The sequence below is a fragment of the Legionella sp. PATHC039 genome (assembly GCF_026191275.1).
GTDB lineage: Bacteria > Pseudomonadota > Gammaproteobacteria > Legionellales > Legionellaceae > Legionella > Legionella pneumophila.
The window spans coordinates 2,772,223-2,796,075 of sequence record NZ_JAPHOP010000001.1 but is presented as its reverse complement, the minus strand read 5'-3'; the positions used below and the strand labels follow the sequence as shown (position 1 = coordinate 2,796,075).

Genomic DNA, 23,853 nt, shown 5'->3' with positions numbered 1-23,853 from the left:
TCAAATTCCTTTCACAAAAACATATGAATTGCAGTGGTAATTAAAATCACTATAAATCCATATTTTAAATAATTTACGGGTAAAAGATAATTTAATTTCGCCCCAAGTGGTGCAATCAAACTACTTGGGATTGCTACCCCTAAAACTGCTGGCCAATATATATACCCTATGGAATACGATATTTTTGTCATGTCTAATGTGCCAGTAATCATAAACACAATTGTACCCACTAGACCAACCGCAAAAGTGCTCAAATTGGATACTGCGGCAATTTTTCTGACTGGAACTCCACAATAAGTCAGATAAGGGATAATGATGACTCCTCCTCCAACCCCTAATAAACCAGATATCGAACCTATTGAACTACTGACTAAAGTATTAAGCCAATATCCCGGAAATTTATCAGTGTGGCTCACTTGGGCATCAAGAAGCATTTTCATAGCTACGCCAAGCAAGAACAGTCCAAATATTATTTTCAATAAATGGGTTGGAATAAAAGAAGCCATTATGGAACCTAAAATAGTACCAAGAACCAAACCCGGACATAACCTCTTAAAAAGGGGTAAGAGTATCTCATCCATTTTATTATGTGCTTTTAAGGATGCATAAGAAGTAAAAATCATCACCGCCAGTGAACAACCTGCAGCGACATGCATAAGGATATCTTCTGGAATCACCTGCGAGTGTTGAAAAATATAGACGAGTCCTGGTACCACAATAAGCCCGCCACCGACGCCCAGAGCGCCCGCCATTATTCCTGCAAAAGCACCAATAATGATGTAAATCACTCCATTAATCAGTAACTCACCGGATATCATGACTTTCCTGCTCTGATCAATCCCCCTAATCCTTCCTCTTCTAGAGCCTTTTGCAAATGAAATCGTATTTCAGCAGGATGTTCAAATTCCAAAACTTCTGCCAGAATTTTACGGGCATTCGCGATAGCAAAATTGCGAATAACCCATTTCACCCTGGGTAAACTGGCGGAATTCATGCTTAAGGTGTCAAAACCCATAGCAATTAACAAAATCACAGCTAAAGGATCGCTCGCCATTTCGCCACAAATACTCACCTCAACACCAGCAGCATGCCCTCCTTCGACTATTTTTAGCAATGTACGCAACATGGCTGGATGCAAGGGATCATAAAGTGCGGCAACTCGGGCGTTATTTCTATCCACAGCCAATAAATATTGTGTAAGATCGTTACTACCCACCGAAATAAAATCCACTCGTTTCGCCATTTCTCTTGCCAGATAAGCAGCGGCTGGCACTTCAATCATGACACCAATTTTAGGTTTTACTATTTCGCACCCCTCTTCCACCAGCTCTTCAAATGCTTGCTCAATCAAATAAACGGCTTCTTCTACTTCGCTAAGCGTAGTGACCATAGGCAACATGATACGTAAATTATCCAGTTCCTCACTGGCACGCATCATGGCACGAACCTGAATCAGGAAGACATCTGGATGATCAAGAGTTATCCTTATTCCACGCCATCCTAAATAAGGGTTTTCCTCTTCAACTGGAAAATAAGGTAGAATTTTGTCTCCACCAATATCCAGGGTACGCATAGTTACCAAACGTGGAGCAAAAGCCTTAAGAGTCTGTCTGTAAATAATGGTCTGCTCATCTTCTGAAGGGAATCGATCTCGACTCATAAATGGTACTTCTGAACGGTATAAACCAACTCCTTCAGCACCAACACTCATTGATAAACCAGCATCCATTGCCAAGCCAGTATTGACTTGCAAAGAGACTCTGTAGTTATCAGTAGTTTCGGCTGGTTTATCACGCAAGCTTACCAGGCTTTGGTTTAATTCCTGTTCTTCTTGAGCTAATTGCTTAAATTCCGCTAATAATGATTTGGAAGGAGAGATATAAACATGCCCATAATAGCCATCAACAATCAAAGCCCGACGCGATACCAATTCTACTTTTAATCCTCTCAACCCCATCACAGTAGGTACACCGAGAGCTCTCGCTAAAATAGCAACATGGGAGTTATTGGAGCCTTTAGCTGAAACGACACCCGCCAATTGCCCTTCTGGAACTTCTGCCAGAGCGGCAGCAGTAATTTCTTCTCCTATTAAAATGGTTCTCTTCGGATAAACAATTTCCTCTCTTTGGGTACGTTGTAATTCCGCCAAAACTCTTCGGCCCAAATCACGGAAATCGCTGGCTCGTTCGCGCAGATAATCATCGCCCATGCTTTCAAATTGCTGCACGTGTTTCTTGATCACTGTAGCCAGGGCAGCTTGAGCGCTGATTTTCTCTTCAAGAATCACATGCTCTACTTCAGCACCCAAGCTATCCCTATCCAAAATTCTTAAATACACATCGAATAAAGCATGCTCTTCCTCAGCAACAGTTTCTTTCATGCGTTTACTTAAACGCCTGATATCATCTCTTGTCGTTTCCAAAGCTTCATAAAACGCATTGATTTCATCTTCCAATTCTTCAACTGGATTACGAGGGACAGCATCAATATCCGCAGGTGGGTACACAACCACGGCAGTACCAATTCCTATACCAGGAACACTGCCTATTCCAGTCAGCGCAGTATAAGCCGCTTCTACCTTGTCGACTCCTATACCTTTTTTAGGTTGTGTTAACTCGGCCAATTCACCTGTTGCCTCTGCATGAGCAATAATCCCGCCTAATTGAGCCGCCAAGGTAATAAGAAATGATTCTTCAGCATCATCAAAATGACGTTGTTCAAGCTGTTGTACAACTAAAACACCGTATAATTTTCTATGTTGAATAATAGGGACGCCTAAAAAAGCGTTCAGGTGATCTTCGCCAATTAATGGGTTATGATAAAAATCCGGATGAGAGGGAGCATTTTCTATATTGATAGGTTCCTCTCTTCGTCCTATCAACCCGATAAGGCCGCAATCAAGAGCAACTCTGACTCTAAACTCCGCCTGTTTGTTCAAACCTTCCGTGGCTATCAGCACGTATTCAGCATTTTTATTATCAATAAGATAAACGGAAACAGCCTCCGCATTAATGGCTGTATTAATACGTTGCACCAAAATGCCAAGTGCTTCTTTCAAATCACTGGCAGCGGTAACATCTTGTACTATCCGTTTAAGTATTTTAAGCATCTAAGCTCTTTGATTACCTCTTTTACGTTTTAAGCCATAAGGGGTACGGCGTTCTTTTTTTAACAAAGGTTCTAATTCTTTTAACGCTTGAATATAAACCTGCCTCTTAAAGAAAATAACTTGTTGCTCAGGCTCATGAAAATCCACCCACCGCCAGCTATCGAATTCGGGAGAATCACTCAAATCCAATCTGACTTTTTGCTCGCTTGTTACAAGCTTTAACAAATACCATTTTTGTTTCTGGCCGATAACCAAGGGTTCACTACCATGGCGCAAATATTGCTTCGGAAGTCGATACTTTAGCCAACGCCTGGTTGAACCCAATATTTCAACATCACCTTTATCCAACCCGACTTCCTCATGCAATTCACGATACATTGCTTGCATGGCCGTCTCGCCAGGTGCCAATCCACCTTGCGGGAATTGCCAAGCGTCATGCCCGCTTCGTCTCCCCCAAAAAACTCTATCAGAATCGTTGACAAGGATAATACCTACATTCAAGCGATATCCGGCACGATCGATAACCATGATGTCACTGCTTAGAATAAACCGTTAATAACTTGATTTTTCCACAAAGTACAAGAGCTTACAATTAAATCCGCAAATATTATTTGGACTAATTTATTCCCTGTTTTTATATTGCATTTTCTGATTCATTATAGTACAAAAATTGCTCATCATAATGACTCTCAATACCTTGGAGACAGGTAACTTTATTGTTCTTAATAACATCATGCATTATTCGCTCCCTAATGGTTGCAGATCTTGTTCTGATAAACTGAGCGACCATTAGAGAGCGAATAACAATAGGGCAGCATATTCACAACTTAGGAAAAGCCCCAAAATCAAAGGAAAAAATGTTTTTAACGAGGGAGTTTCGATAAACTAAGTAGCTGAATTAAAATCTTTTTTACCAAAGAGATTGAGGCTTTTCGCAAGTCTTGAAATTAGTTGTTATTGGTATAGCTAAGTTTTCGCTATACTTATCGAAACAATAACACATCATTGATTATAAATCCGCATGAAAAAACGAGTTTTAATTATCAATACTGGCGGCACAATCAGCAGCATAAAAACATCGCATGGTTATGAGCCTTCGCCAGGATTCATTCAAAAAGCGTTGGCAGACATTCCTGCTCTAAAACATCAAGACATGCCTGACTACGTTATCAAAGAATATCAGCCGCTACTTGACTCCTCTAATATGACCGTCACGGAATGGAACAGGATTGCCAGAGATATTGCTCACGAATATGAACAGTTTGACGGATTTGTTGTATTACATGGCACTGATACCATGGCTTACACTGCCTCCGCTTTGTCATTTATGTTGGAGTATTTGGGAAAACCCGTCATAGTCACTGGTTCACAGATTCCTTTATCCGAGATTCGTAACGATGCGACAGATAACCTCATTACGTCCTTATGGCTTTGTGCTCATCAACCTATCCGTGAAGTATGCATCTACTTCAATCAACATTTGTTTCGAGGCAATCGCACCCAAAAAATTAGTGCCCAACGCTTCAATGCTTTTGATTCGCCCAACTACCCACCCTTGGCATCGATTGGTATCGATATCGAGTTACATCAACACCGTTTATTGCCACGCCCCAAAGCACCGTTCCATCTACAAACCATTACTCCTCACTTCATCGCAAACTTCCGCCTGTTCCCAGGCTTTGCCTCTGACGTTCTTGAATACATTTTAAATCAACCTTTGCGGGGTTTAATCCTTGAAACCTATGGGGCAGGTAATGCCCAGAACAATGATCCAAGATTTTTAAATTTGCTTAAGGAAGCTTGCGGCAGGGGGGTTATTATTATTAATTGCACCCAATGCCACCAGGGGAAAGTGGAAATGAATCAATACGCAACAGGACATACTTTAAAAGAAGCAGGCTTGATTAGCGGCCATGATATGACACCTGAGGCAGCTCATTGCAAATTGCTGTATTTATTAAGCAAGAATCTGGAAATCCCTGAAATCAAAAAACTGATTGAAACCAATTTGTGTGGTGAACTGCAGATTTAAGAACGAGGGATCTCCTTGCTCCAACAGAAAATATCTTTTGGAGACCTCTCGTATGCATTCGAGGCAGAAAAATCAAAATACACCCATTGAAAGTAACTTATATTGTATGAGTATTTTCAGATGAATGTTCTTCATCCTCCTCGTCTGTTGCCTCTGTTTTTTTTACATCGGATGGTTTGGTCTCGTCTTGCTTTGCCGTTGTTTGTTTTACTGTCGGTCTTTCAAACTGGCTTTCAGTCATTCCCTGAATGGTACGAACCGCCGTATTAAATTCAACGCCAAACCGACCTTCTCCTGAGCTAAACCAATCCGATGGGGTAACTACTGAAACACCCCAAAAGCTTAAACCAGGGAGAGAAAAACCTTTATCTTTCTTGATAGCGTTTTGATTGTCCTGGGCAAGATCTTGCAACACTTGCAACGCTCTTTTTCTTTGTTCTTCCAAATTGTGGCTTGGATTAATCCGCTCGCTTAATGCCTGCAGCCTTACTGCCAATTGCACTTCTTTTTTGGTGCGGATTTCGTAATCTATCCCTGTTCTGGGGCTAAAAATTTCATCTCCCAGATAGATAGCAGCATGGTAATAGACAATATTTTCAGGTGTTTCTGTATAAGCTTTATTTAACAGATCAAAATCAAATTTCTTTAGTTTGCCAAGAAAATCGTTGGAGTGATTTTTCAAATTATTGAGACAGGTTACAGATTCCCCTTTATCTCTCGGCTCACCATAGGATTCTCTTATGGATTGAATTTTTATTCGGGCAGTATCTATCAATGTATTGATTGACAGCAAATCCGCTTCGTCATTACCTGAGTCTTTAAAAAGAACGATACTTTCTTCGAGTTTATCAATAACATCCTTTTGATCGATTGATAGTTTGGTATTATACCCAATGGTTTCTGACTTCCATTTCAAATTGGCGGATAACTCACTCAATTTTTCCTTCATTAATTTCTTTAAAACCTTTAGAAATATATTCATTGCTCTACTCCTTTAACTGCAACTTATTTATCATATAGCTCTTTACATCATTCATAACATTGGGGCAGACTGTTTAAATCAGCACCGATTATGATATTTAACTTAGGAAAACACAAATCTCATGAATTTACAAATTATTATTTTAGCTGCAGGGCAAGGTAAAAGAATGTATTCGGACACGCCCAAAGTTCTTCACCACCTAGCTGGCAAACCGTTGTTAACCCACGTCGTGGAAACCGCTCAGCAACTAAATCCCGATGCAATTCATGTCATTTATGGTCATGGTGGTGAACAAATTAAAAGTTCACTCCCCAACTTACCTGTTCATTGGGTGCATCAGGCAGAGCAACTAGGGACTGGCCATGCTGTTTTGCAAGCCATGCCCCATATCCCTGACGATGCATACGTTCTGGTTTTATCTGCCGATGTTCCCCTGATTCAAGTGGGAACTCTTCAATCATTAATTGAATGCAGCCAACGTCAAAATCCAGATCATTCTGTTTTAGCACTCCTGGTTGCAGAACTGGAAAATCCAAGCGGTCTTGGGCGTATTATCAGAAACAACCAAGGTGAAATTTATAGCATTGTAGAAGAAAAGGATGCAAATGAGCAAGTAAAGAATATAAAAGAAATTTATTCCGGGGTGTGTTGTACTTTGGCAAATAATCTGAAGAAATGGTTGCCTCAACTAAGTAATAGTAACGCGCAAGGCGAATATTATTTAACTGAAATTATCTCATTGGCTGTACAAAATAAAACACCCATTACGTCATTAACCGCCAAGAACAGCTTTGAAGTGCAGGGCATTAATAATCGCCAACAACTTCAGCAACTCGAACGCACCTGGCAGCAAAGAGCAGCCAATCAACTCATGGAAAAAGGCGCGACCCTGGCTGATGCCAACCGCTTTGATTTGAGAGGAGAATTATATTGTGGCAAAGACGTCTATATCGACATTAACTGCATTTTTACAGGCAAGGTAGTTTTAGGTAATGGCTGTAAAATTGGCCCAAACTGCAGTCTGACTAATGTCACATTAGGCGATGGATGTGAAGTTTACGCTAATAGCGTACTGGAAAGCTGCCACATTGCAAACGACTGCCACATCGGTCCTTTTGCCCGCTTGCGCTCAGGGACGCAATTAGCTTCCCATTGTAAAATCGGCAATTTTGTTGAAACTAAAAAAGCGATTTTTGATGAAGGCACGAAAGCCAGTCATCTCAGTTACTTAGGGGACGTCCTGTTAGGAAAAAATGTAAACGTTGGCGCTGGAACCATTACTTGTAATTACGATGGGGTTAATAAGCATCAAACAATTATCGAAGATGGTGTTTTTATTGGATCAGATACTCAATTAGTTGCTCCAGTTACCGTGGGCGCTAACGCAACAATAGGAGCAGGGAGCACCATACGCCGGAATGTGCCGCCCGATGAGTTAACATTAACCGAATCACGACAAAAAACCATCTACGGCTGGAAAAGGCCGGTAAAAAGGGAGAGGGATTAATTAAAAGAGGACAGAAATGCCTTCTGCTGTCATCATTCTTCTGATTATTCTTATTGCAATTGCTTTACGCCAGGTTGTCAGAGTTATCATTCCAATTTGGGCAATTATGGCAACAGGAGCCAATGCTGTTTTGCTCTGCCAACAGATAACACCATCACGCGCTTTCACTGCCGTTGAGCCGGATGTCATGCTTTATTTGTTTGGTGTTTTTTTCATTTCACAAGCCGCAGAGGAAAGTGGCTACCTCGCTTTTCTGACCGATCAAATTTTTTATTATGCGAATAATGGAAAACAAACGTTAATGTTGATTGTTTTTATTCTGGGTTTAAGCTCCGCGGTGTTAATGAATGATACCATTGCCATTATAGGTACACCTATCATTTTACAACTGTGTCAATCACATAAAAATTTAATTAAACCCTTGCTATTGGCATTGGCATTTTCAATTACTATTGGAAGCACCATGAGTCCTATAGGCAATCCACAAAATTTATTGATTGCTATTAAGGGAGAGATGGCTTCGCCATTTTTTGAGTTTTTCAAACACTTGGCTGTACCTACTTTGTTAAATCTGGGTATAGTTTATTTTTTTATTCTTTTTTTATACAAAAATGAATTAAAAGAACCTATTAAAAAACCAGTTCTCCCTTTAATAAATGACCGTAACAATCTTACTTTGGTTAAAATGAGCTTGCTCATGATGTTAGTTCTGACTGTGATCAAAATCTTGACGGATTTCCTGCATTATTCAGAATTTCAGTTGAATTTTAGTTATATTGCACTCTTGTCGTCTTTACCAATTTGGTTTAGCAAGCATCGATGGAATTATATAAAAAAACTGGATTGGGGAACTTTAGTTTTTTTTGCGAGTACCTTTATTTTAATGCAAAGCGTATGGGATAGCGGCTTTTTCCAAACCGGAATGAGTGATTTTCATATTGATGTCAGCCACATCGTAGTGATTTTTATAATGAGTATCGCCCTGAGCCAATTGATCTCTAATGTCCCATTAGTAACAATATATTTGCCTTTATTGATGAGTCATAATCATTCCAGTATAACCCTGCTGAGCCTGGCTGCGGGAAGTACTATTGCCGGTAATCTCTCTATCCTGGGGGCAGCAAGTAACATTATTATTATTCAAAATAGTGAAAAACGTGGTGTCAGAGGTTTTGGATTTCTGGAGTTTATACTTGTGGGAGCCCCACTTACCTTACTTAATCTATTAGTGTATATCTCATTCCTTCAAAAAATATAAGAGAATGAACCATTAAATTTATTTAATTCCTCTCTGTTTGCACAACTAATGAATAATTTCTTTCTAAAATCTTGCACATCCATAAAATGACCGGGAGAGCAATTAACGCTGTCAATAGTTTGTATTGCCAAACACTCACCGCTAAATTAATAATTTGTTCGTAAGGATAAATACCGCCATAAAGCAAACTGTAGTCAACCAGGCATAATAACGAGTTGACTGATATATTAGCGATTAATATTCGCAAGGATCGGTTAATTTTCCATTTTGAATACTTTAAATAGTGCAATAGCATTGCATTACCAAGAAAAGTGACAAACAATGACAACGATGCAGCTGATAGCCTGCGTGGCATGATGTAATGATAAAAAGGATTCAAATTAAAAAAAGGAGGAGAAGGTAGTGCAACACTCCCCATCAATAACATGTCAAAAATAAATTGTGCCGCAAGAAGAGCCAATGCTAATTTCAAGTTGGCCTGGTAACCCCACAATTCGCCAACTATAGAACTGATAATGATAGTAATTGGAAAGAAAATACAGCTGGCAGATAAAACCAAGTCTTTATTGATCGCGATGATTCGATACTCACAGGCCAAACAAACCAACATCACGGTCACAGCGAAGCAAATCAAATATTGATAAATTGGAAAAAGCGTTAATTCTGTGGTTTCAATTAATGTTTTGCTCTTATGTTGTTTGTCGTTCAATAAAAATGTTAAATAAACTACACCAATAATTAGGAGTAAAAGAGACGAGATCATGAATGAATCGATGAAAATTTGCTTGAAACTATGAGCATGTGGAGCAGAAAATAATAGATAAAAATCCAGGCAAAAAAAACTTACCCCCCCCAGCAAAGCTAATAACACGCATTGCTTTGGAGTTGATAAAACCCTGTCATTTTTAGTACAAAACAATAAATGAGGCAAATAGAAACTGAGTGCAAAAGCGATAGTTGTAGCAAAAAATTTCTTGGGTATTTCTTCAAAAATAACTTGATAGGCTGGATTATCATGCATGTATTCAGCAGCAGGTAAATTGACGAGCACATAAACCCCAATACAAAACATATATAAAGTCATCAAACAAATATTAAGTAAATGGCGTTGCTCTTTGAAGGTACAATTTCTCAGTGCGAATAAAAATAACGCTGCAATAAGGGGACAAATCAAACTGTTTATTGCAAATACCAATCCCCCGAGTAGAATAATTTTAAAAGAAACGTTAATTAATAATATCAGGCAAGTTATCATACTCACTGCGATGAACAAAAACCCGGGGGATTGTTGGGGTGATAACGATTGATTCATACGACAAGAGCTTCCATAGTATATAACAACTCATTCTGCCTTATTGATAGAGACTGACTATAAAGGGTTAATTCTTTATGATTTACATGGAAGTATTAACAACATCCCTATAAGCTTCAAATAATAGTTGCCCTTTATTAAGCTAATCAGGTCGCAAATATAGCATTATAGCCCTTTGCATAGCAAGATAAACGAGAGTCGTCAACTGTCGACTTAAACAATGACTAAATGGTAAGTTAATAAGAAAATAAATAAGCTGAGATAACTTCATGAATACTCATAAAACAAAGGCTTCAGCAAAAGCAGGACTATTACCGGGAACTGCCGTATATATAGGCGAACACCCACCGCAACCAACTCAAGTAACGATACATATTTATGACAAAAAGAATTATAAGCGGTTAGATTCCTTCGATACCCGAAAAGTGAAAGAAGCCTATGAGGCCGGGCATAATATTTGGATAGATATATCAGGTCTTGCAGACATCGATAAAATTACTAAAATTTGCTCAGAATACAACATACACCCCTTGGTTATCGAGGATTTGCTTAATACCAGACAAAGACCCAAACTGGATATTGTAGACGATTATATTTTTGTTGTTTTTAAATTATTACAATCCCCTCCCGATCACTTATCTTATAATACAGAACAGTTCTGTTTAATCATCAAGCAAAAACTTTTACTCACATTCAGAGAATCTGAAAAATATAATTTAGCATCGATTTATCAACGCCTTAATGGAGAGCACTCGTTAACCAGAGAATATGGAAGTGATTATTTGACCTATTTGATCATGGACTATATTGTTGATGATTATTTCAACTTTGTCGAAACTTCAGCCCAACTGCTTGAAACCTTGGAAGATCAATTAATTAATAAACCAGAAACGATTAAGTTACAAGCGTTATACACCATCAAAAGAAGAACCATTACCCTCAGAAAAATCATTCCTCCTTTGAGAGATATTGTCCATTTGTTGCTTACAGACGATGGAGGATTAATCAATAAAAAGTATAATCTTTACTTCCGGGACTTATATGATCATTGCATTCGCCTGGTAGAATCGATCGATTTGCATAGAGAAATGTCGGCAAGTATGCTAGACATATACCTGTCTACTATAAATAATCGCATGAATGAATCCATGAAAATTCTGACTTTGTTTGCCAGTATTTTTATTCCTTTAAGTTTTATTGCTGGGGTTTATGGAATGAATTTTAAATTTATGCCTGAGCTGGATTGGCGATACGGTTACCCTATGATTCTGGTTACCATGGTACTTCTGGCAATGCTCATGCTGTATTTTTTTAAACGAAAAAAATTATTTTAAGTGGCGGCAAGCGCCCCATTTACAACCTGCATAATATCATCGATAGAACTCGGTAGGATCTTTATCGGGCAACACACTTCTGTTGCCCTGTTGTCAAGAAAGCCTCTAAAACTTATTTACTGATGCTAAGTTCTGTTATCGCAACTTTTTCTTGATCTGGATTAATTCGGCGTCTCCTGGTTGAAAATAAACTATCAGGGCTAATCGTCACTACAACTCCAGTCTGAGGTTGGGATCGAACAGGAATGAGGCTTTTGGCTGGCACTACTTCCTTAGTATCTTTTTCCGTAATTAATAGATGGGGAGAAACTATGGGTTCCTTTTCAACAGATACTGGAGTAGGCTGAAGAGGTGTCACCCCATTCAAAGCCAGATTCGAGCCTGTAATTAATTTTGGTTCACCTTTGATATTGTGTCTCTCAAACCACAATTTGAATGCTGTAGCCAGATTCCAGAAGTCTTCTTCTTTGCTTAACATTAAAACAAAGCGTGTTACTTTTTTAGGGATTCCAAATTTGAGATTGATGGCGGCTGCTACAGTTTTTGGTGCCCATGCCAAAGTAGCCATCGTTTTGGTTTTCCCCACACCCTCTACAAATTCAACAGCAGAAATAGCCCCTGAGCGAATAGTAGGCCAATACATAAATACAATTGGATCGTTGATTAAGCCATTAGCACCGCGAAAAACAGGAGGTAAAACCAAAACATACGCTTTATCTATGGCTTTGCTAAAAAATCCGGGAGCTGTTTTCTTTTCCTTCTCCAAATCCATATTCAACACCATAGTACCAAATTTTAGAGCGGGGGATAATGGAATTAACGGCTCAGCATCTTTATCTGGTTTGAAATCAATGGGTATCCTTTTAATTAAACCTGAAAATATGACATCCGCTACAAAGCGATTGACGCGTTCATAAACATTAAACGGATCAAAAGACGAGGCTTTGTCTTTCAAATCAGATTTAGGCAACTCCATATGTGCAGCAACATTAATATGCATCAGCAGCAATAAATGTCGCAGAGCCCTGTAATATAAAAACGGTGGCATGCCCACAGTAGATTCCAGAGCCTTGTCCATTAACATACTTGTCGCTTCAAAGGTTAGCCCAAATCCTAGAACAGACTCTGGTTTCATGGCCAAATATTTATGGCGCTCACACAGCTCTGGTGTAGTTAAACGAATAATATAACGGCCATTGAAATACACTCTTAATACTTGTGAGAGAGGCTCACCTACATAAGGAATTAAACTAACACCGTAAGTCAGTGCATCATTAGCCATTAAAACAAGAGGCTCTCTTCCCCAACCTTTAATTTTACGCTTATAGTTACAATCTAATTCATCGCAGATTGAAGGAGGAAGTGATTTCTTATTTGAATTAAATGAGGAAGGGCCTAATGAGTCAAGAACCGCTACATGTGCTACAGTTTGGACTCCTTGCCGCCAGGTGTATGCTTTGACCAGATAATTCGTTAGAGTTAATCCCGATAAAAAAAGAGAATAAGGCGCATACCATGAAGCATCCTCGTCATATCCCTCTCTGAAATAATTTTGTGCCGTATTGTTTGCAAAATTTAAAGCAACCAACGGTAAAACATCGTTAACAAGAATGTAACCCATTCCATAGGCAATTTTCTTCGCCTGAGGATTGTTGACCAAGGTGGGAACAGCATCACGCAAGGCTATTGCCTGCTCTAACACTTGAAAAGTTGTATTTGCGGTATATCTAAATACACCAGTCGTGATTTTTGACAATGAGGCGTTGCTCCAAACCCATTTTGAACCTTCCCACAGGCTTGACCCAATTGTTTTGACTCCATTTACCACCGATGAAAACCACTTCATAATGCTCTCCTGCAACAGCGGAATTTCATTTTATGAGTAAAAATTGGGAAATACCAGAGGGAAAGAGCACTTTTCTTGAACTTTATTGAAATTTTTTATAAGAGCTGATGGTCAATTGAACTTTTGTGTTTTAACTGTACAAAAGCTAATATCAACCCGGATGATTTGATAGAATGAATTTGAAATACAACAGCCCGTCATTTTTATGAGGCATAGATTGCTCATTATCGTTTGAGTTTCCTTCATTATGGCTTTGTCTTAAAGTAAATTCTTTTCTTTGTATTCGCAAAGATCTTCAATAATGCAAGTTTTGCAATGTGGTTTACGCGCTGTACAGACATAACGGCCATGTAATATTAACCAGTGATGAGCGTCATGTAAAAACTCACGGGGCACTTTTTTTAATAACTCCCGCTCAACCGCCAGCGGTGTATTACCCTTCGCTATGCCAATCCGGTTAGCCACTCTGAAAATATGGGTGTCGACCGCTATGGTTGGCTGACCAAATGCTGTATTCAAAACCACATTTGCAGTTTTTCGGCCAACACCAGGCAATGCTTCCAGCGCCTCTCTCTGGCCAGGAACTTGTCCCTCATGCTGATCAATAAGTATTTCACAGGTTTTCATGATATTTTGTGCTTTGCTATTATAAAGACCTATGGACTTAATGTAATCTTTTAATCTATTTAATCCCAAATCCAGTAAGGCTTGTGGGGTATTGGCTACCGGGAATAGTTTGGCTGTGGCTTTATTAACACTGACGTCCGTTGCCTGGGCTGAAAGCATGACGGCAATTAATAACTCAAAAGGGGTACTATATTGCAACTCCGTTGTAGCATGAGGGTTTTGTTCTTGAAAACGTTTGAAAATTTCTTGTGATTTTTGTTTATTCATATGTTTTTTTTGCTTTCACCCGAGCCAAAGCCTCAAGAATATAATTTTGTTTTGCCTGTACGTCTTGAGTATGATCTTGCGCATGGGCTGAAAGTTTCTTTCTTTCCCTGTATATTTGCTGTTTTTCATGCTCATCCCGCAACTGGCGCATTTGTTTGGCATTATAACGCTGGCGAGCCAAATCCTTATCATATCCAGCAGCAGGCAAACTAACCATCTCGATGCAATCAACAGGACAAGGATCCACACACAAGCCGCACCCAGTACACTCATGAGTAATAATGGCATGCATTAATTTACTACTACCAATAATTGCATCAACAGGGCAGGCCTTGATGCATTTAGTACAACCAATGCATTCATCCTCTTTGATAACAGCAACTGAGGGAGGCCGAGTATTATCTATTGCTTCTTTCAAATATGGAGATGCATCAAGATGCAGTAATTTTCCTAAAGCTTTTACAGTTTCAACACCACCAGGAGGGCATTTATTAATAGGGGCCGCTCCTTGGGCAAGCGCTTCAGCATAAGGCAAACAACCAGCATATCTGCATTCCCCACACTGGGTTTGCGGCAATAACGCATCAATTTCTTTAACAGAGGCCATTACTTCACCTTCATGCCAGGAACTGCTCCTGCATCAGGTTGTAATAAGTAAATTCCCTGCCCATCCCCTGCCGCCAATACCATGCCTTCAGAAACACCGAAACGCATAGTGCGGGGCTCCAAATTAGCAACCATTACTGTCAAACGCCCAATCAATTCTTCAGCATCATAAGCCTTTTTTATGCCAGCAAAAACCTGCTTTTGAGCATCACCCAAGTCTAAAATCAAGCGCATTAGTTTATCTGCGCCTTCCACAGGTTCCGCATTGACAATTTTTGCAATCCGTAAATCGACTTTGGCAAAGTCCTCAATACTGATTAGGTTAGCGTCCTCAACCGGTGTATTTTCTTTTACTGGGGTAGTCATCAGAGATTCCTTGCTTTGAACCAACATCGCTTCAATTTTTTCTTTTTCTACTCTAACCATCAAAGGCTTAAAAGTATTTATACGATGGTTTAGCAAAGGTTTATCGATAGAACCCCAGTGTAAAGGCTCAGAATTTAAAAATTCTTCTGAAGCTTTGGCCATCATTGGCAAGACTGGTTTTAAATAGGTTATTAAAATGCGGAATAAATTGATTCCCATTGTACATATGGCATGAACTTCATTTAATTTGCTTTCATCTTTAGCCAATACCCAAGGTTTATTGGCATCGATGTATTGATTGACTTTGTCAGCACAATCCATGATTTGTCTTATTGCTCGCGCATAGTCTCTTGAAACAAATGCGTCAATCACGGACTCTCTTGCGCTCAGCAAGTCTTTGTATAATTTTGGATCACTCAACTCTGAGCTCAATCGATTATCAAAGCGCTTATTAATAAATCCCGCGCATCGGCTTGCAATATTCACTACCTTCCCTACCAGATCCGCATTCACCCTATTGACAAAATCGTCAAAATTCAAATCCAAATCGTCTACTCGACCATTCAATTTGGCAGCGAAATAATAACGCAGATATTCAGGATGCAAGTGAGCTAGATAAGCGCGTGCTTCTATAAAAGTACCGCGCGATTTGGACATTTTCTGCCCCTCAACCGTTAAAAACCCATGGGTATACACGGCAGTAGGTGTTCTGAAACCGCTGGCAGCTAACATAGCTGGCCAGAACAAAGCATGAAAATACACAATATCCTTGCCTACAAAATGATATAATTCTGTTTTTGAAGCCTTATCCCAAAACTCATCAAAAGAAACGCCCCGCTCATCACAATACTTTTTAAAGCTTGCCATATAGCCTATGGGAGCATCTAACCAAACGTAAAAGTATTTATCCGGAACACCGGGAATAGGGAAACCAAAATAGGGAGCATCGCGAGAAATATCCCATTGCTTTAAACCCGCCTCAAACCATTCGCTGAGTTTATTCGTTACTTCAGTTTGTAAATGCCCCTTTCTTGTCCAATCCTTAAGTAACTCTTCGTAACGCGGCAAATCAAAAAAATAATGCTCTGATTCCTTTTCTACAGGGCTGGCTCCCGATATAACAGAAACAGGGTTAATCAAATCCGTCGGTGAATAAGTGGCGCCACAAACCTCGCAATTATCACCATACTGATCGACAGCAGCACATTTGGGGCAAGTTCCCTTCACATACCTGTCCGGCAAAAACATTTGCTTTACGGGATCATAAAACTGGCGAATTGTTTTTTTGACTATATCACCGCCTGCCTGCAAACGTTCAAATATGCTAGTCGCCAATACCTGATTTTCAGGTGAATGAGTGGTATGGTAATAATCATAATCAATAGCGAAGGCTTTAAAATCCTTTTCATGACTTAACTTAATTTCGGCGGTTAAAGCTTCTGGAGTAATTCCCAGCTGCTCTGCTTTCAGCATAATGGGTGTTCCATGAGCGTCATCCCCACAAACGCTAATACATTGAATACCCAACATTTTGTGAGTACGGACCCAAATATCTGTTTGAATATGCTCAACCAAATGTCCCAGATGCAAATGCCCATTAGCATAAGGCAAGGCACTGGTCACTAACATTTTTCGTTCACTAGTCATAGTTATAGAATACTCATCACCTACAATAAAGCGACTAATTATAACGCAAAGACAATGGAAATGCTGCAATAGAAAACAGGTTTTTATTGGTAGTTATTTATGAAGTATTAACTTTTACCGAGATGATCCAATAATTTAAGTACTACTTATTCTCTTATAATTTGTTAATATCAACAGGGCTACGAGAAACCACAAGATCAAAGTAAAAAATGTTTTTAATAAAAAGATTGGAGCGTCGTAAGTTCTGATCAAATTAAATTTTCAACGAGTGAATACACATGGCAAACAATCCAAGACTTATCATAGGCATCAGTGGCTCATCAGGCATAATCTATGGGATTAGACTATTACAAGTCTTGCAAAAGCTACCAATAGAAACGCATTTAGTCATTAGCAAAGCAGGGCAATTGACCCGTGCTTATGAAACAAATATTAGTGCCGCAGAACTCAAAGCTTTAGCAGATGTCTATCATCCCTGCACTGACCTCGCCGCATCCATTGCCAGCGGCTCATTTAAAACTTTGGGTATGATCATTGCGCCCTGTTCAATGAAAACCTTAGGTGAAATTGCGCATGGTATCAGTAGCAATCTGTTGACCCGAGCCGCTGATGTCGTTCTTAAAGAACGCAGAAAATTGGTGCTCTTGCCGAGGGAAACACCTTTGCACCTTGTTCATCTGAACAATATGGTGTGTATTACACAAATGGGAGGCATTATCTGCCCTCCAGTGCCCGCTTTTTATAATCATCCGCAAAACATAGACGACTTAATCAATGATACCGTTGGGAGGGTACTCGATTTATTTGATTTGGATTGTGGATTGGTGAAACGCTGGGGCGAAACATAAAAAAACGCGGCTTTAGCCGCGTTTTTAATGACCACTTGCTTGTAATATTTTTATATTACTTTGAGCCAGTGAGAGATACGGTAGAAGTTGGGTTCTCAACCACTTCAGGAGTAACATTCTTAGGTTGTGGAAATACCTTAGTAGTATGGACAGGCTCTTCTTCAGAGCTTGAGCTGGAAAGTTGTACAGTTTGTTGTTGCTCAGAACCTTTGTTTAAGCCACTGAATTGGTTTCTACGTACTTCTTCAAATGTCTCATCGTTAACAGATGTAAACTCTGGGTTGCTGGAAGGCTTTTTGCTACGCATTTTAGAGATGCACTCTCTGAATGCATTAAAACCATTAACAACAGTAGCGCCAATATACACACCAGTACTGGTTAAAGCAGCAGCAACACCGGCAGTAGCAGCAACTTGAGCCGCATAACCAGCACCAACTACTGAAGCGATTGATACTCCAAAAACAGAGAAGTTAACTACAGCAGCCAAGGCAGCAGGCCAGAAAGCAACGGTTAAAGCAGCAGCACCAGCAACAACTAAAGAAGACCAAAACGCAACTGAAATTGCTTTTTGATGATTAGAAATGAAATGGGCAACACTTGTTCCCAAATATTTAACAGCGTCCAGAGTCAAACCAATTAAACCACGGTTTCTTAAATAGTTACCATCTTCATCTTGAATGTAGTTACCGCGTTTGTCTTTTGCGTAAGAACCTAAAAATAGGTTAGTTAAACCAGAAAAAACGGCTGCTGGCAAATAAAATACGCCAGTTGCAAATTGTTTTAATGTCATTTTTTTACTCCAAGGTTATAAATCGGAGCAGATTGTAGCAACCCATTTCCTAAATGTGAATTAATTGTGCGCAATATGTTGTTACAAAAGTGTAAAGTAAGTTCATTTTATTGTCTTCATCTCAACCAGGTTTTTGCCGAGAGCTCGATAAAATTTACAATGTATGATCAGGTGATCAGGATTTTCGAAAATCCAAGATAGAAGCAAAAAATACCATGAATTAATATGCTTGAATAAGCCAAATGATCAAATTCAAGCGAACAACGTTTTTCGTAAACCCTGAAGATATATTTGATTTGTGCTCGAATTTTAGATTCTAAATTCTGTCATTTCATAGCCGCCATCAAGAGCCTGAGGGTTTGAATCTGTTGAAAAATTCAATGGGTTTGGTCTGTCTTCAGTAGAATCAGTAGAAGTATAATCATTAAATTCTTCATCGACCTCGACTTCAAAAGACTCACTGGCCTCTCCCTCCAAATGACCCATTAAATAACGGTAGGTATCCTCTTCATTGATCTCGACTTGATGCTCCTGCTTATGACCAAAGTATGAATAAACATGTTTAGCAATGCTAATTGATTGTTTCCATGCCACCAGGCCTCCTAAAATTGCTCCAAAAGCAGCTCCAGTAACAATACAGCCTAGGGTTAGCACAGCGAGAGGAAGATGCAATGACGTTAAAAAAGCCAATGGTGCCATTCCCAAAATACTTATGCTGGCAAATGCCGCCAGAACTGGGGGGAAGAACAGAGCCAGAAATGTAACACTCAAACCTACAACCGCCGATCCAATCAAAAGCATTGTCAAATAGCTCTTGTTATTTTTATACCATTCTTTGATTTTATCCCACATAAAAAACTCCAAACCAAAATTTCAGGGATTATATCATTAATTTAACTGTATGGGTTAAATATGAACACATTTTTGATATCGAGTGGGATCATCTACTCCAGCACTCTTAAAACCCCGCTTTCTAAAAGTACAGCTATCACACTGTCCGCAAGCTTCACCTGCTTCATTCGCTTGATAGCAGGAAACTGTTAATCCGTAATCAACACCAAGCTCAGTACCTAATTGAATAGTCTGCACTTTGCTCAGATATTGCAGAGGAGCATTGATAGTAATGCGATCGCCTTCAATTCCTGCTTTCGTTGCCAAGTTTGCCAAAGATTGGAAAGATTCAATAAACTCCGGGCGACAATCAGGATAATGAGAATAATCGACAGAACTGGCACCAATAAAAATATCTCTGGCACCAATTGCTTCAGAATAACCCAAAGCCATAGCCAAAAAAATAGTATTACGGGCTGGGACATAGGTGACTGGTATTTCCGGGCTTTCCTTGAATTCGGGTACCTCAATAGATGCATCAGTCAAAGCGGAGCCACCAAATAAAGCGGTATCCAGGGTGACTATTTTATGATCAGCCGCACCCATATGTTTCGCTATTCGAGTTGCGGCACACAGTTCTGCGGAATGCCTCTGGCCGTAAGAAAAGCTTAATGCATAACAAGCAAACCCCTTAGATTTAGCCAACGCGAGACAAGTCGTTGAATCCAAACCGCCAGAAAGCAAGACCACAGCTTTTTTCATAATGCAAAACCTCAAAAAATTGGAACAATTGCTTGCTCTTAAAAATTCCTGCTAAAATGCAGGTCAATTATGCCACAATATGGAATGTGATGACGACACCTCTATATCCAATAATTTTAGCCGGGGGCTCTGGCACTCGACTATGGCCTTTATCAAGACAAAATTTTCCTAAGCAATTTTTAAAATTAAATGGCGAATTGTCTTTAATTCAACAAACCATGAAAAGAGCGATGGGATTGCCTGGCAATCAGACCATTATCGTAAGTAATGATGCCCATTACTTTATCTGTCAGGATCAATTGCAAGATTTTAATGCACAAACCACTTACTTGCTTGAGCCTTGTGCAAGAAATACAGCCCCCGCGATAGCATGCGCAGCCCATTATTTGGCAAACACAGTAGGAAAGGATGCCATCATGCTGGTTTTACCCTCGGATCACTGGATAGCTGATGATGAAATCTGGCTGGACGCCATGTTAGAGGGCGGACAATTTGCCGCAGAAAACAATGCGATAGTGACATTTGGGATAAAGCCTGATAGCCCCAAAACCGGTTATGGCTACATTGAGGCCGGCACCACTTTATTCAGTGATATAAAGCAAGTTTTGAGCTTTAGAGAAAAACCAGACGCACACACTGCTGCACAATTCGTCAGTAAAGGGAATTATTTCTGGAATAGCGGCATGTTCATTTGTCGTGCAGGGGTTTATCTTGAAGAGCTAGAACAATTTGAAGCCAACATCTACCAATTCAGTCAACAGGCATTGAACCTTGCGCAGCATCATCATGATTTTTTGCGCCTTGATCTGGATTGTTTTTCTCAATGTAAAGAAGAGTCTATAGACTATGCCATAATGGAAAAAACAGAAAAGGCTGTTGTAATACCCATTTCAATACAATGGAGTGATCTGGGCTGCTGGACCGCTGTGGCCGACGCGAATAAACAAGACGAACAAGGCAATACTCTCATTGGAAATGTTATCGCCCAGGATAGTCACAATTGCCTGATTAATAGTGAAGAGTTGTTAGTCACAACCGTTGGAATTCAGGATCAAATCATAGTTGCAACCAGTGACGCTGTGTTAGTTGCCGATAAACGTTATTCGCAACAAGTGAAAGATTTGGTTCACTCCTTACGCAAAGATCATCCTCATTTAACTCAAGATCATCAACGTGTTCCCAGACCATGGGGGTATTATGAAGTGCTGGCAGAGGGCACCTCATTTAAAGTAAAACGGCTTATGGTGAAGCCTGGTGCAAAACTCTCTCTACAAACGCATCAGCACCGGGCTGAGCATTGGGTTATCGTTGGCGGTGAGGCCGAGGTAGTTAATGCAAACAATACGTTCCGATTATCAAAAAACCAATCCACCTACATTCCGAAAAACGCATTGCATCGATTAAGTAACCCGCATAATGAACCACTTTATGTTATCGAAGTACAAAGTGGCTCTTATCTGGGCGAAGACGACATCAAACGCTTTGATGATATTTATTTAAGAAAGGAAGTTGAACTGGCAGAATGATGTCTATCGAAAATAACCCTCTTGATTCCACTCACTGTGCTTAGCCCTCTTGCCTAAGTTGCAATACACTTCATCCCTATTCCTGCAAATTTTAGTATCAATACTGTAAAGCCAATCGCATTCATCTTGTACCTAAAATAAATACTGTGTTATAAAAAAGAACAAATTTGCTTTTTATAGTATCATTTATATAGGTAATTAACAAAAATTAAAAAAGAGATGACTTTATGGCAACCAGTAGTTTAATTCTTCAATCTTACCTGAAAACTCTCAAAAATGATGAGAAATCTGAACTACGCTATGAAGACAAAGTAGAAGAACTTCTTGAATACAATAGCAAAGCCAAAGGAGGCGATTTTCTTGCTCCACTGAGTTTTTATCTGGCTATTTTAGAAAACACTGATGAAGTGATGCTTCGTTACATGAGCGAAGAAAACAAGCAGAAACTGATACGAGACTTGCAAGTTGCCTACTTGCTTTTACTCACGCAAAAAAAATACGAGGAAGAACATCAGAAATACGAAAACATAAAAACATATACGCAGCACATTAAACGATGTGAAGAACTGCTAGACCACCTCAATTATAATCAAGTCTGCAAAGAACAAAAAAGAGCCCCCTCTCCAGAACATGGTTACGCCAGTGATGGTTATCCAGTCAAGTACTTGAGCATTTTTCTGGGTAAAGAGCTGGCAGAGATGATAGTCGACTCTATGGACCGTAAAACCAAAACCATCAAAGAATCAATGGGTTGGTTTAATGAAAAACGTTTGTATTGGGTTTGGGCATCCAGCCTGCTTAAAGTGATACTCGCTGCATTACCTGAAGATTTTTTCAATGTCAGTCAGGCAACAGATGTAGTCAAAGCACCTGACCCCTATACAGGTACCCTGAGCTGGGCTTTATATTATTTCCGCTTTTCCCTCAACATGTTTTTGTTACTCAAGCACACGATTAGTGGCCCATGGATGAGCGAGAGGGAAAAAAAGACACCATGGACAGAACGATTCCTCACCCAATGGGATCAAAGAAAATTCACCTTGCTCAATGATTCCATCTGGGCAACAGGAAACTTGATTTGCTTTTTCTGGCTTACTGGCAAAGGCGCTCTCGGGACTTGGGGTGATGTATTGACTTTGGCACTGTTAGTCTTTGACATCAGCATGGCCATTTGGGATTACGAAGAGCAAAAGACTCGCCACAACAAAGAAATGCTGGCTTATGAGGAAGACATTAAAAAATTAAAGCAGTTAATTAGCAAGGCAGAAGAAGAACCCGGAAAAGAGGATGAAAAGCTCAGAATAATCAAAGAATACGAATTGCAATTGCAAGGTCTAATGCGAGCGCAAAAAGAATCTGAAAGAAATTGGGACCTGCAAAAAGTCAGTTTATATGCAGGCATAGCTTATGCTGTCGGACTCATGCTCGCTTTTGCATTACTGGCTGCCCCTTTCTTCCCCGTTTCAGGACCGGCTTTACTGGCAATCACCATAACAGGCGCTGTTCTTTGCCTGGCTTTTACAGTGATTTACAATGGAGTGAAAGGCGGTATGGAAGTCTACAAAGCACATTGCTCCGCCAAGGAAGCGAAAGAAGGATATAATAACAAAATTGAGCTCTTTAAACTCTTATTGGAAAAAAATCCATCACTGGATGATAATGAAAAAAAATTTCTCTTCCTGGAAATCAAAAAATTAAAAGCAGAAACTGAATACCAGAAGCAGATGGTTGTTTTTCAAACCATGCATTTGCTGCGGTCGGTGATTTTGGAATCGTTTATACCAGCCGTTGTTTTTGCCAGCTTCGTGTTTTTACCGTTAGGAATTGGATTTGCTGTTTTGGGCGCCACAATTGGTGTTGCCCTGGCGACCAACTTAATGATCAACGCTGCTTTCAAACCTGCGAAAAATGAAGTCAAAGCCTTTGATGAAAAAGAATATGAGGCATTTTGTAAAGACCCGGATAATTGGGATAAGCCCTCCAAATCAAAACAAGGGTTCTTTCAGCCTAAAGAGAAAAAACCTCTTTTAGATACCATCGCTGCAAAAACACAGGAAAAAGAAAACGACAGAATCGATCTGCTAGATGATGAGAGCAGTGTACCCCTGTTGTTAAGTAGCAAAAACACGCCCAATATATAATCTTTATTACATCTTGGGACAATTGCCAAAAAAGTGTATAATTGCTCATTTTTTTATATGTT

Annotated in this window: 19 protein-coding genes; 7 read left to right on the top strand and 12 right to left on the bottom strand. The window is 39.7% G+C overall.

Annotation, left to right across the window (positions count from 1 at the left end):
• Positions 1-11 precede the first annotated feature (11 nt).
• From OQI99_RS12750 to OQI99_RS12740, 3 genes are read right to left on the bottom strand one after another with little or no spacing between them, the layout of a single operon-like run.
• Positions 12-818 (bottom strand): sulfite exporter TauE/SafE family protein, encoded by an 807-nt coding sequence (locus tag OQI99_RS12750; protein ID WP_061513095.1) that lies wholly within the window; start codon positions 816-818, stop codon positions 12-14.
• Positions 815-3,109, bottom strand: coding sequence for a phosphoenolpyruvate--protein phosphotransferase (gene ptsP / locus OQI99_RS12745; protein WP_061513094.1), 2,295 nt, complete (start codon positions 3,107-3,109; stop codon positions 815-817). The genes OQI99_RS12750 and ptsP overlap by 4 nt, the downstream gene beginning before the upstream one ends.
• Positions 3,110-3,637, bottom strand: a complete 528-nt coding sequence (locus OQI99_RS12740; protein WP_010948558.1) for an RNA pyrophosphohydrolase — start codon at positions 3,635-3,637, stop codon at positions 3,110-3,112.
• A gap of 493 nt (positions 3,638-4,130) precedes the next feature.
• Here OQI99_RS12740 and ansA point away from each other — a divergent pair, with 493 nt between their 5' ends.
• Positions 4,131-5,141, top strand: a complete 1,011-nt coding sequence (gene ansA, locus OQI99_RS12735; RefSeq protein WP_061513093.1) for an asparaginase — start codon at positions 4,131-4,133, stop codon at positions 5,139-5,141.
• Between the two features lie 97 nt (positions 5,142-5,238).
• On the opposite strand, the gene OQI99_RS12730 is transcribed toward ansA, so the two are convergent.
• The gene (locus OQI99_RS12730) at positions 5,239-6,123 is read right to left on the bottom strand and encodes a lpg2874 family Dot/Icm T4SS effector (protein WP_061513092.1); all 885 of its coding nucleotides are present in this window, start codon (positions 6,121-6,123) and stop codon (positions 5,239-5,241) included.
• 121 nt (positions 6,124-6,244) lie between these two features.
• On the opposite strand from OQI99_RS12730, the gene glmU reads away from it, so the two are divergent.
• On the top strand, positions 6,245-7,630 hold the full coding sequence (glmU, locus tag OQI99_RS12725) for a bifunctional UDP-N-acetylglucosamine diphosphorylase/glucosamine-1-phosphate N-acetyltransferase GlmU (RefSeq protein ID WP_061513091.1): 1,386 nt from the start codon (positions 6,245-6,247) through the stop codon (positions 7,628-7,630).
• A gap of 16 nt (positions 7,631-7,646) precedes the next feature.
• On the top strand, positions 7,647-8,888 hold the full coding sequence (locus OQI99_RS12720) for an anion transporter (protein WP_061513090.1): 1,242 nt from the start codon (positions 7,647-7,649) through the stop codon (positions 8,886-8,888).
• Between the two features lie 22 nt (positions 8,889-8,910).
• Here the strand turns inward: OQI99_RS12720 and OQI99_RS12715 are convergent, their stop codons facing one another.
• A complete protein-coding gene (locus OQI99_RS12715) occupies positions 8,911-10,200 on the bottom strand; it encodes a VUT family protein (protein WP_061513089.1) in 1,290 nt (429 codons plus the stop codon).
• A gap of 269 nt (positions 10,201-10,469) precedes the next feature.
• Here OQI99_RS12715 and corA point away from each other — a divergent pair, with 269 nt between their 5' ends.
• Entirely contained in the window at positions 10,470-11,534 is a 1,065-nt protein-coding gene (corA, locus tag OQI99_RS12710) for a magnesium/cobalt transporter CorA (protein WP_061513088.1), read from the top strand.
• A gap of 112 nt (positions 11,535-11,646) precedes the next feature.
• Here the strand turns inward: corA and OQI99_RS12705 are convergent, their stop codons facing one another.
• From OQI99_RS12705 to metG, 4 genes are all read right to left on the bottom strand, one after another.
• Positions 11,647-13,398 carry a lpg2879 family Dot/Icm T4SS effector gene (locus OQI99_RS12705; RefSeq protein ID WP_080446619.1) on the bottom strand — a complete coding sequence of 584 codons (1,752 nt, stop codon included), beginning with the start codon at positions 13,396-13,398 and terminating at the stop codon, positions 11,647-11,649.
• 240 nt (positions 13,399-13,638) lie between these two features.
• The gene (nth, locus tag OQI99_RS12700; protein ID WP_061513086.1) at positions 13,639-14,274 is read right to left on the bottom strand and encodes an endonuclease III; all 636 of its coding nucleotides are present in this window, start codon (positions 14,272-14,274) and stop codon (positions 13,639-13,641) included.
• The gene (locus OQI99_RS12695) at positions 14,267-14,881 is read right to left on the bottom strand and encodes an RnfABCDGE type electron transport complex subunit B (protein WP_061513085.1); all 615 of its coding nucleotides are present in this window, start codon (positions 14,879-14,881) and stop codon (positions 14,267-14,269) included. Before OQI99_RS12695 ends, nth begins: the two co-directional genes overlap by 8 nt.
• Positions 14,881-16,893: a methionine--tRNA ligase gene (gene metG, locus OQI99_RS12690; protein WP_061513084.1), complete on the bottom strand. Its 2,013-nt coding sequence runs from the start codon at positions 16,891-16,893 to the stop codon at positions 14,881-14,883. The genes OQI99_RS12695 and metG overlap by 1 nt, the downstream gene beginning before the upstream one ends.
• Positions 16,894-17,171: 278 nt before the next feature.
• On the opposite strand from metG, the gene OQI99_RS12685 reads away from it, so the two are divergent.
• Positions 17,172-17,741: a UbiX family flavin prenyltransferase gene (locus tag OQI99_RS12685; RefSeq protein WP_061513083.1), complete on the top strand. Its 570-nt coding sequence runs from the start codon at positions 17,172-17,174 to the stop codon at positions 17,739-17,741.
• A 55-nt stretch (positions 17,742-17,796) separates the two neighbouring features.
• Here the strand turns inward: OQI99_RS12685 and OQI99_RS12680 are convergent, their stop codons facing one another.
• The 3 genes from OQI99_RS12680 to queC all read right to left on the bottom strand — a co-directional run bounded on the left by OQI99_RS12680 (position 17,797) and on the right by queC (position 20,124).
• Complete coding sequence (locus tag OQI99_RS12680; RefSeq protein WP_061513082.1) at positions 17,797-18,531, bottom strand: lpg2884 family Dot/Icm T4SS effector; 735 nt, start codon at positions 18,529-18,531, stop codon at positions 17,797-17,799.
• A 309-nt stretch (positions 18,532-18,840) separates the two neighbouring features.
• Positions 18,841-19,395, bottom strand: a complete 555-nt coding sequence (locus tag OQI99_RS12675) for a lpg2885 family Dot/Icm T4SS effector (RefSeq protein ID WP_080446618.1) — start codon at positions 19,393-19,395, stop codon at positions 18,841-18,843.
• Between the two features lie 42 nt (positions 19,396-19,437).
• Complete coding sequence (queC, locus tag OQI99_RS12670) at positions 19,438-20,124, bottom strand: 7-cyano-7-deazaguanine synthase QueC (protein ID WP_061513080.1); 687 nt, start codon at positions 20,122-20,124, stop codon at positions 19,438-19,440.
• An 89-nt stretch (positions 20,125-20,213) separates the two neighbouring features.
• Between queC and OQI99_RS12665 the strand changes: the two genes are divergently transcribed.
• The gene (locus OQI99_RS12665) at positions 20,214-21,650 is read left to right on the top strand and encodes a mannose-1-phosphate guanylyltransferase/mannose-6-phosphate isomerase (RefSeq protein ID WP_061513150.1); all 1,437 of its coding nucleotides are present in this window, start codon (positions 20,214-20,216) and stop codon (positions 21,648-21,650) included.
• A 227-nt stretch (positions 21,651-21,877) separates the two neighbouring features.
• The gene (locus OQI99_RS12660) at positions 21,878-23,791 is read left to right on the top strand and encodes a lpg2888 family Dot/Icm T4SS effector (RefSeq protein WP_061513079.1); all 1,914 of its coding nucleotides are present in this window, start codon (positions 21,878-21,880) and stop codon (positions 23,789-23,791) included.
• The last annotated feature ends 62 nt before the right edge of the window (positions 23,792-23,853 follow it).

Bases quoted from the DNA above. Each gene is read 5' to 3' on its own strand.
- OQI99_RS12750 (WP_061513095.1), bottom strand. From the start codon at position 818: ATGATATCCGGTGAGTTACTGATTAATGGAGTGATTTACATCATTATT.
- ptsP (WP_061513094.1), bottom strand. From the start codon at position 3,109: ATGCTTAAAATACTTAAACGGATAGTACAAGATGTTACCGCTGCCAGT.
- OQI99_RS12740 (WP_010948558.1), bottom strand. From the start codon at position 3,637: ATGGTTATCGATCGTGCCGGATATCGCTTGAATGTAGGTATTATCCTT.
- ansA (WP_061513093.1), top strand. From the start codon at position 4,131: ATGAAAAAACGAGTTTTAATTATCAATACTGGCGGCACAATCAGCAGC.
- OQI99_RS12730 (WP_061513092.1), bottom strand. From the start codon at position 6,123: ATGAATATATTTCTAAAGGTTTTAAAGAAATTAATGAAGGAAAAATTG.
- glmU (WP_061513091.1), top strand. From the start codon at position 6,245: ATGAATTTACAAATTATTATTTTAGCTGCAGGGCAAGGTAAAAGAATG.
- OQI99_RS12720 (WP_061513090.1), top strand. From the start codon at position 7,647: ATGCCTTCTGCTGTCATCATTCTTCTGATTATTCTTATTGCAATTGCT.
- OQI99_RS12715 (WP_061513089.1), bottom strand. From the start codon at position 10,200: ATGAATCAATCGTTATCACCCCAACAATCCCCCGGGTTTTTGTTCATC.
- corA (WP_061513088.1), top strand. From the start codon at position 10,470: ATGAATACTCATAAAACAAAGGCTTCAGCAAAAGCAGGACTATTACCG.
- nth (WP_061513086.1), bottom strand. From the start codon at position 14,274: ATGAATAAACAAAAATCACAAGAAATTTTCAAACGTTTTCAAGAACAA.
- OQI99_RS12695 (WP_061513085.1), bottom strand. From the start codon at position 14,881: ATGGCCTCTGTTAAAGAAATTGATGCGTTATTGCCGCAAACCCAGTGT.
- metG (WP_061513084.1), bottom strand. From the start codon at position 16,893: ATGACTAGTGAACGAAAAATGTTAGTGACCAGTGCCTTGCCTTATGCT.
- OQI99_RS12685 (WP_061513083.1), top strand. From the start codon at position 17,172: ATGGCAAACAATCCAAGACTTATCATAGGCATCAGTGGCTCATCAGGC.
- OQI99_RS12680 (WP_061513082.1), bottom strand. From the start codon at position 18,531: ATGACATTAAAACAATTTGCAACTGGCGTATTTTATTTGCCAGCAGCC.
- queC (WP_061513080.1), bottom strand. From the start codon at position 20,124: ATGAAAAAAGCTGTGGTCTTGCTTTCTGGCGGTTTGGATTCAACGACT.
- OQI99_RS12665 (WP_061513150.1), top strand. From the start codon at position 20,214: ATGACGACACCTCTATATCCAATAATTTTAGCCGGGGGCTCTGGCACT.
- OQI99_RS12660 (WP_061513079.1), top strand. From the start codon at position 21,878: ATGGCAACCAGTAGTTTAATTCTTCAATCTTACCTGAAAACTCTCAAA.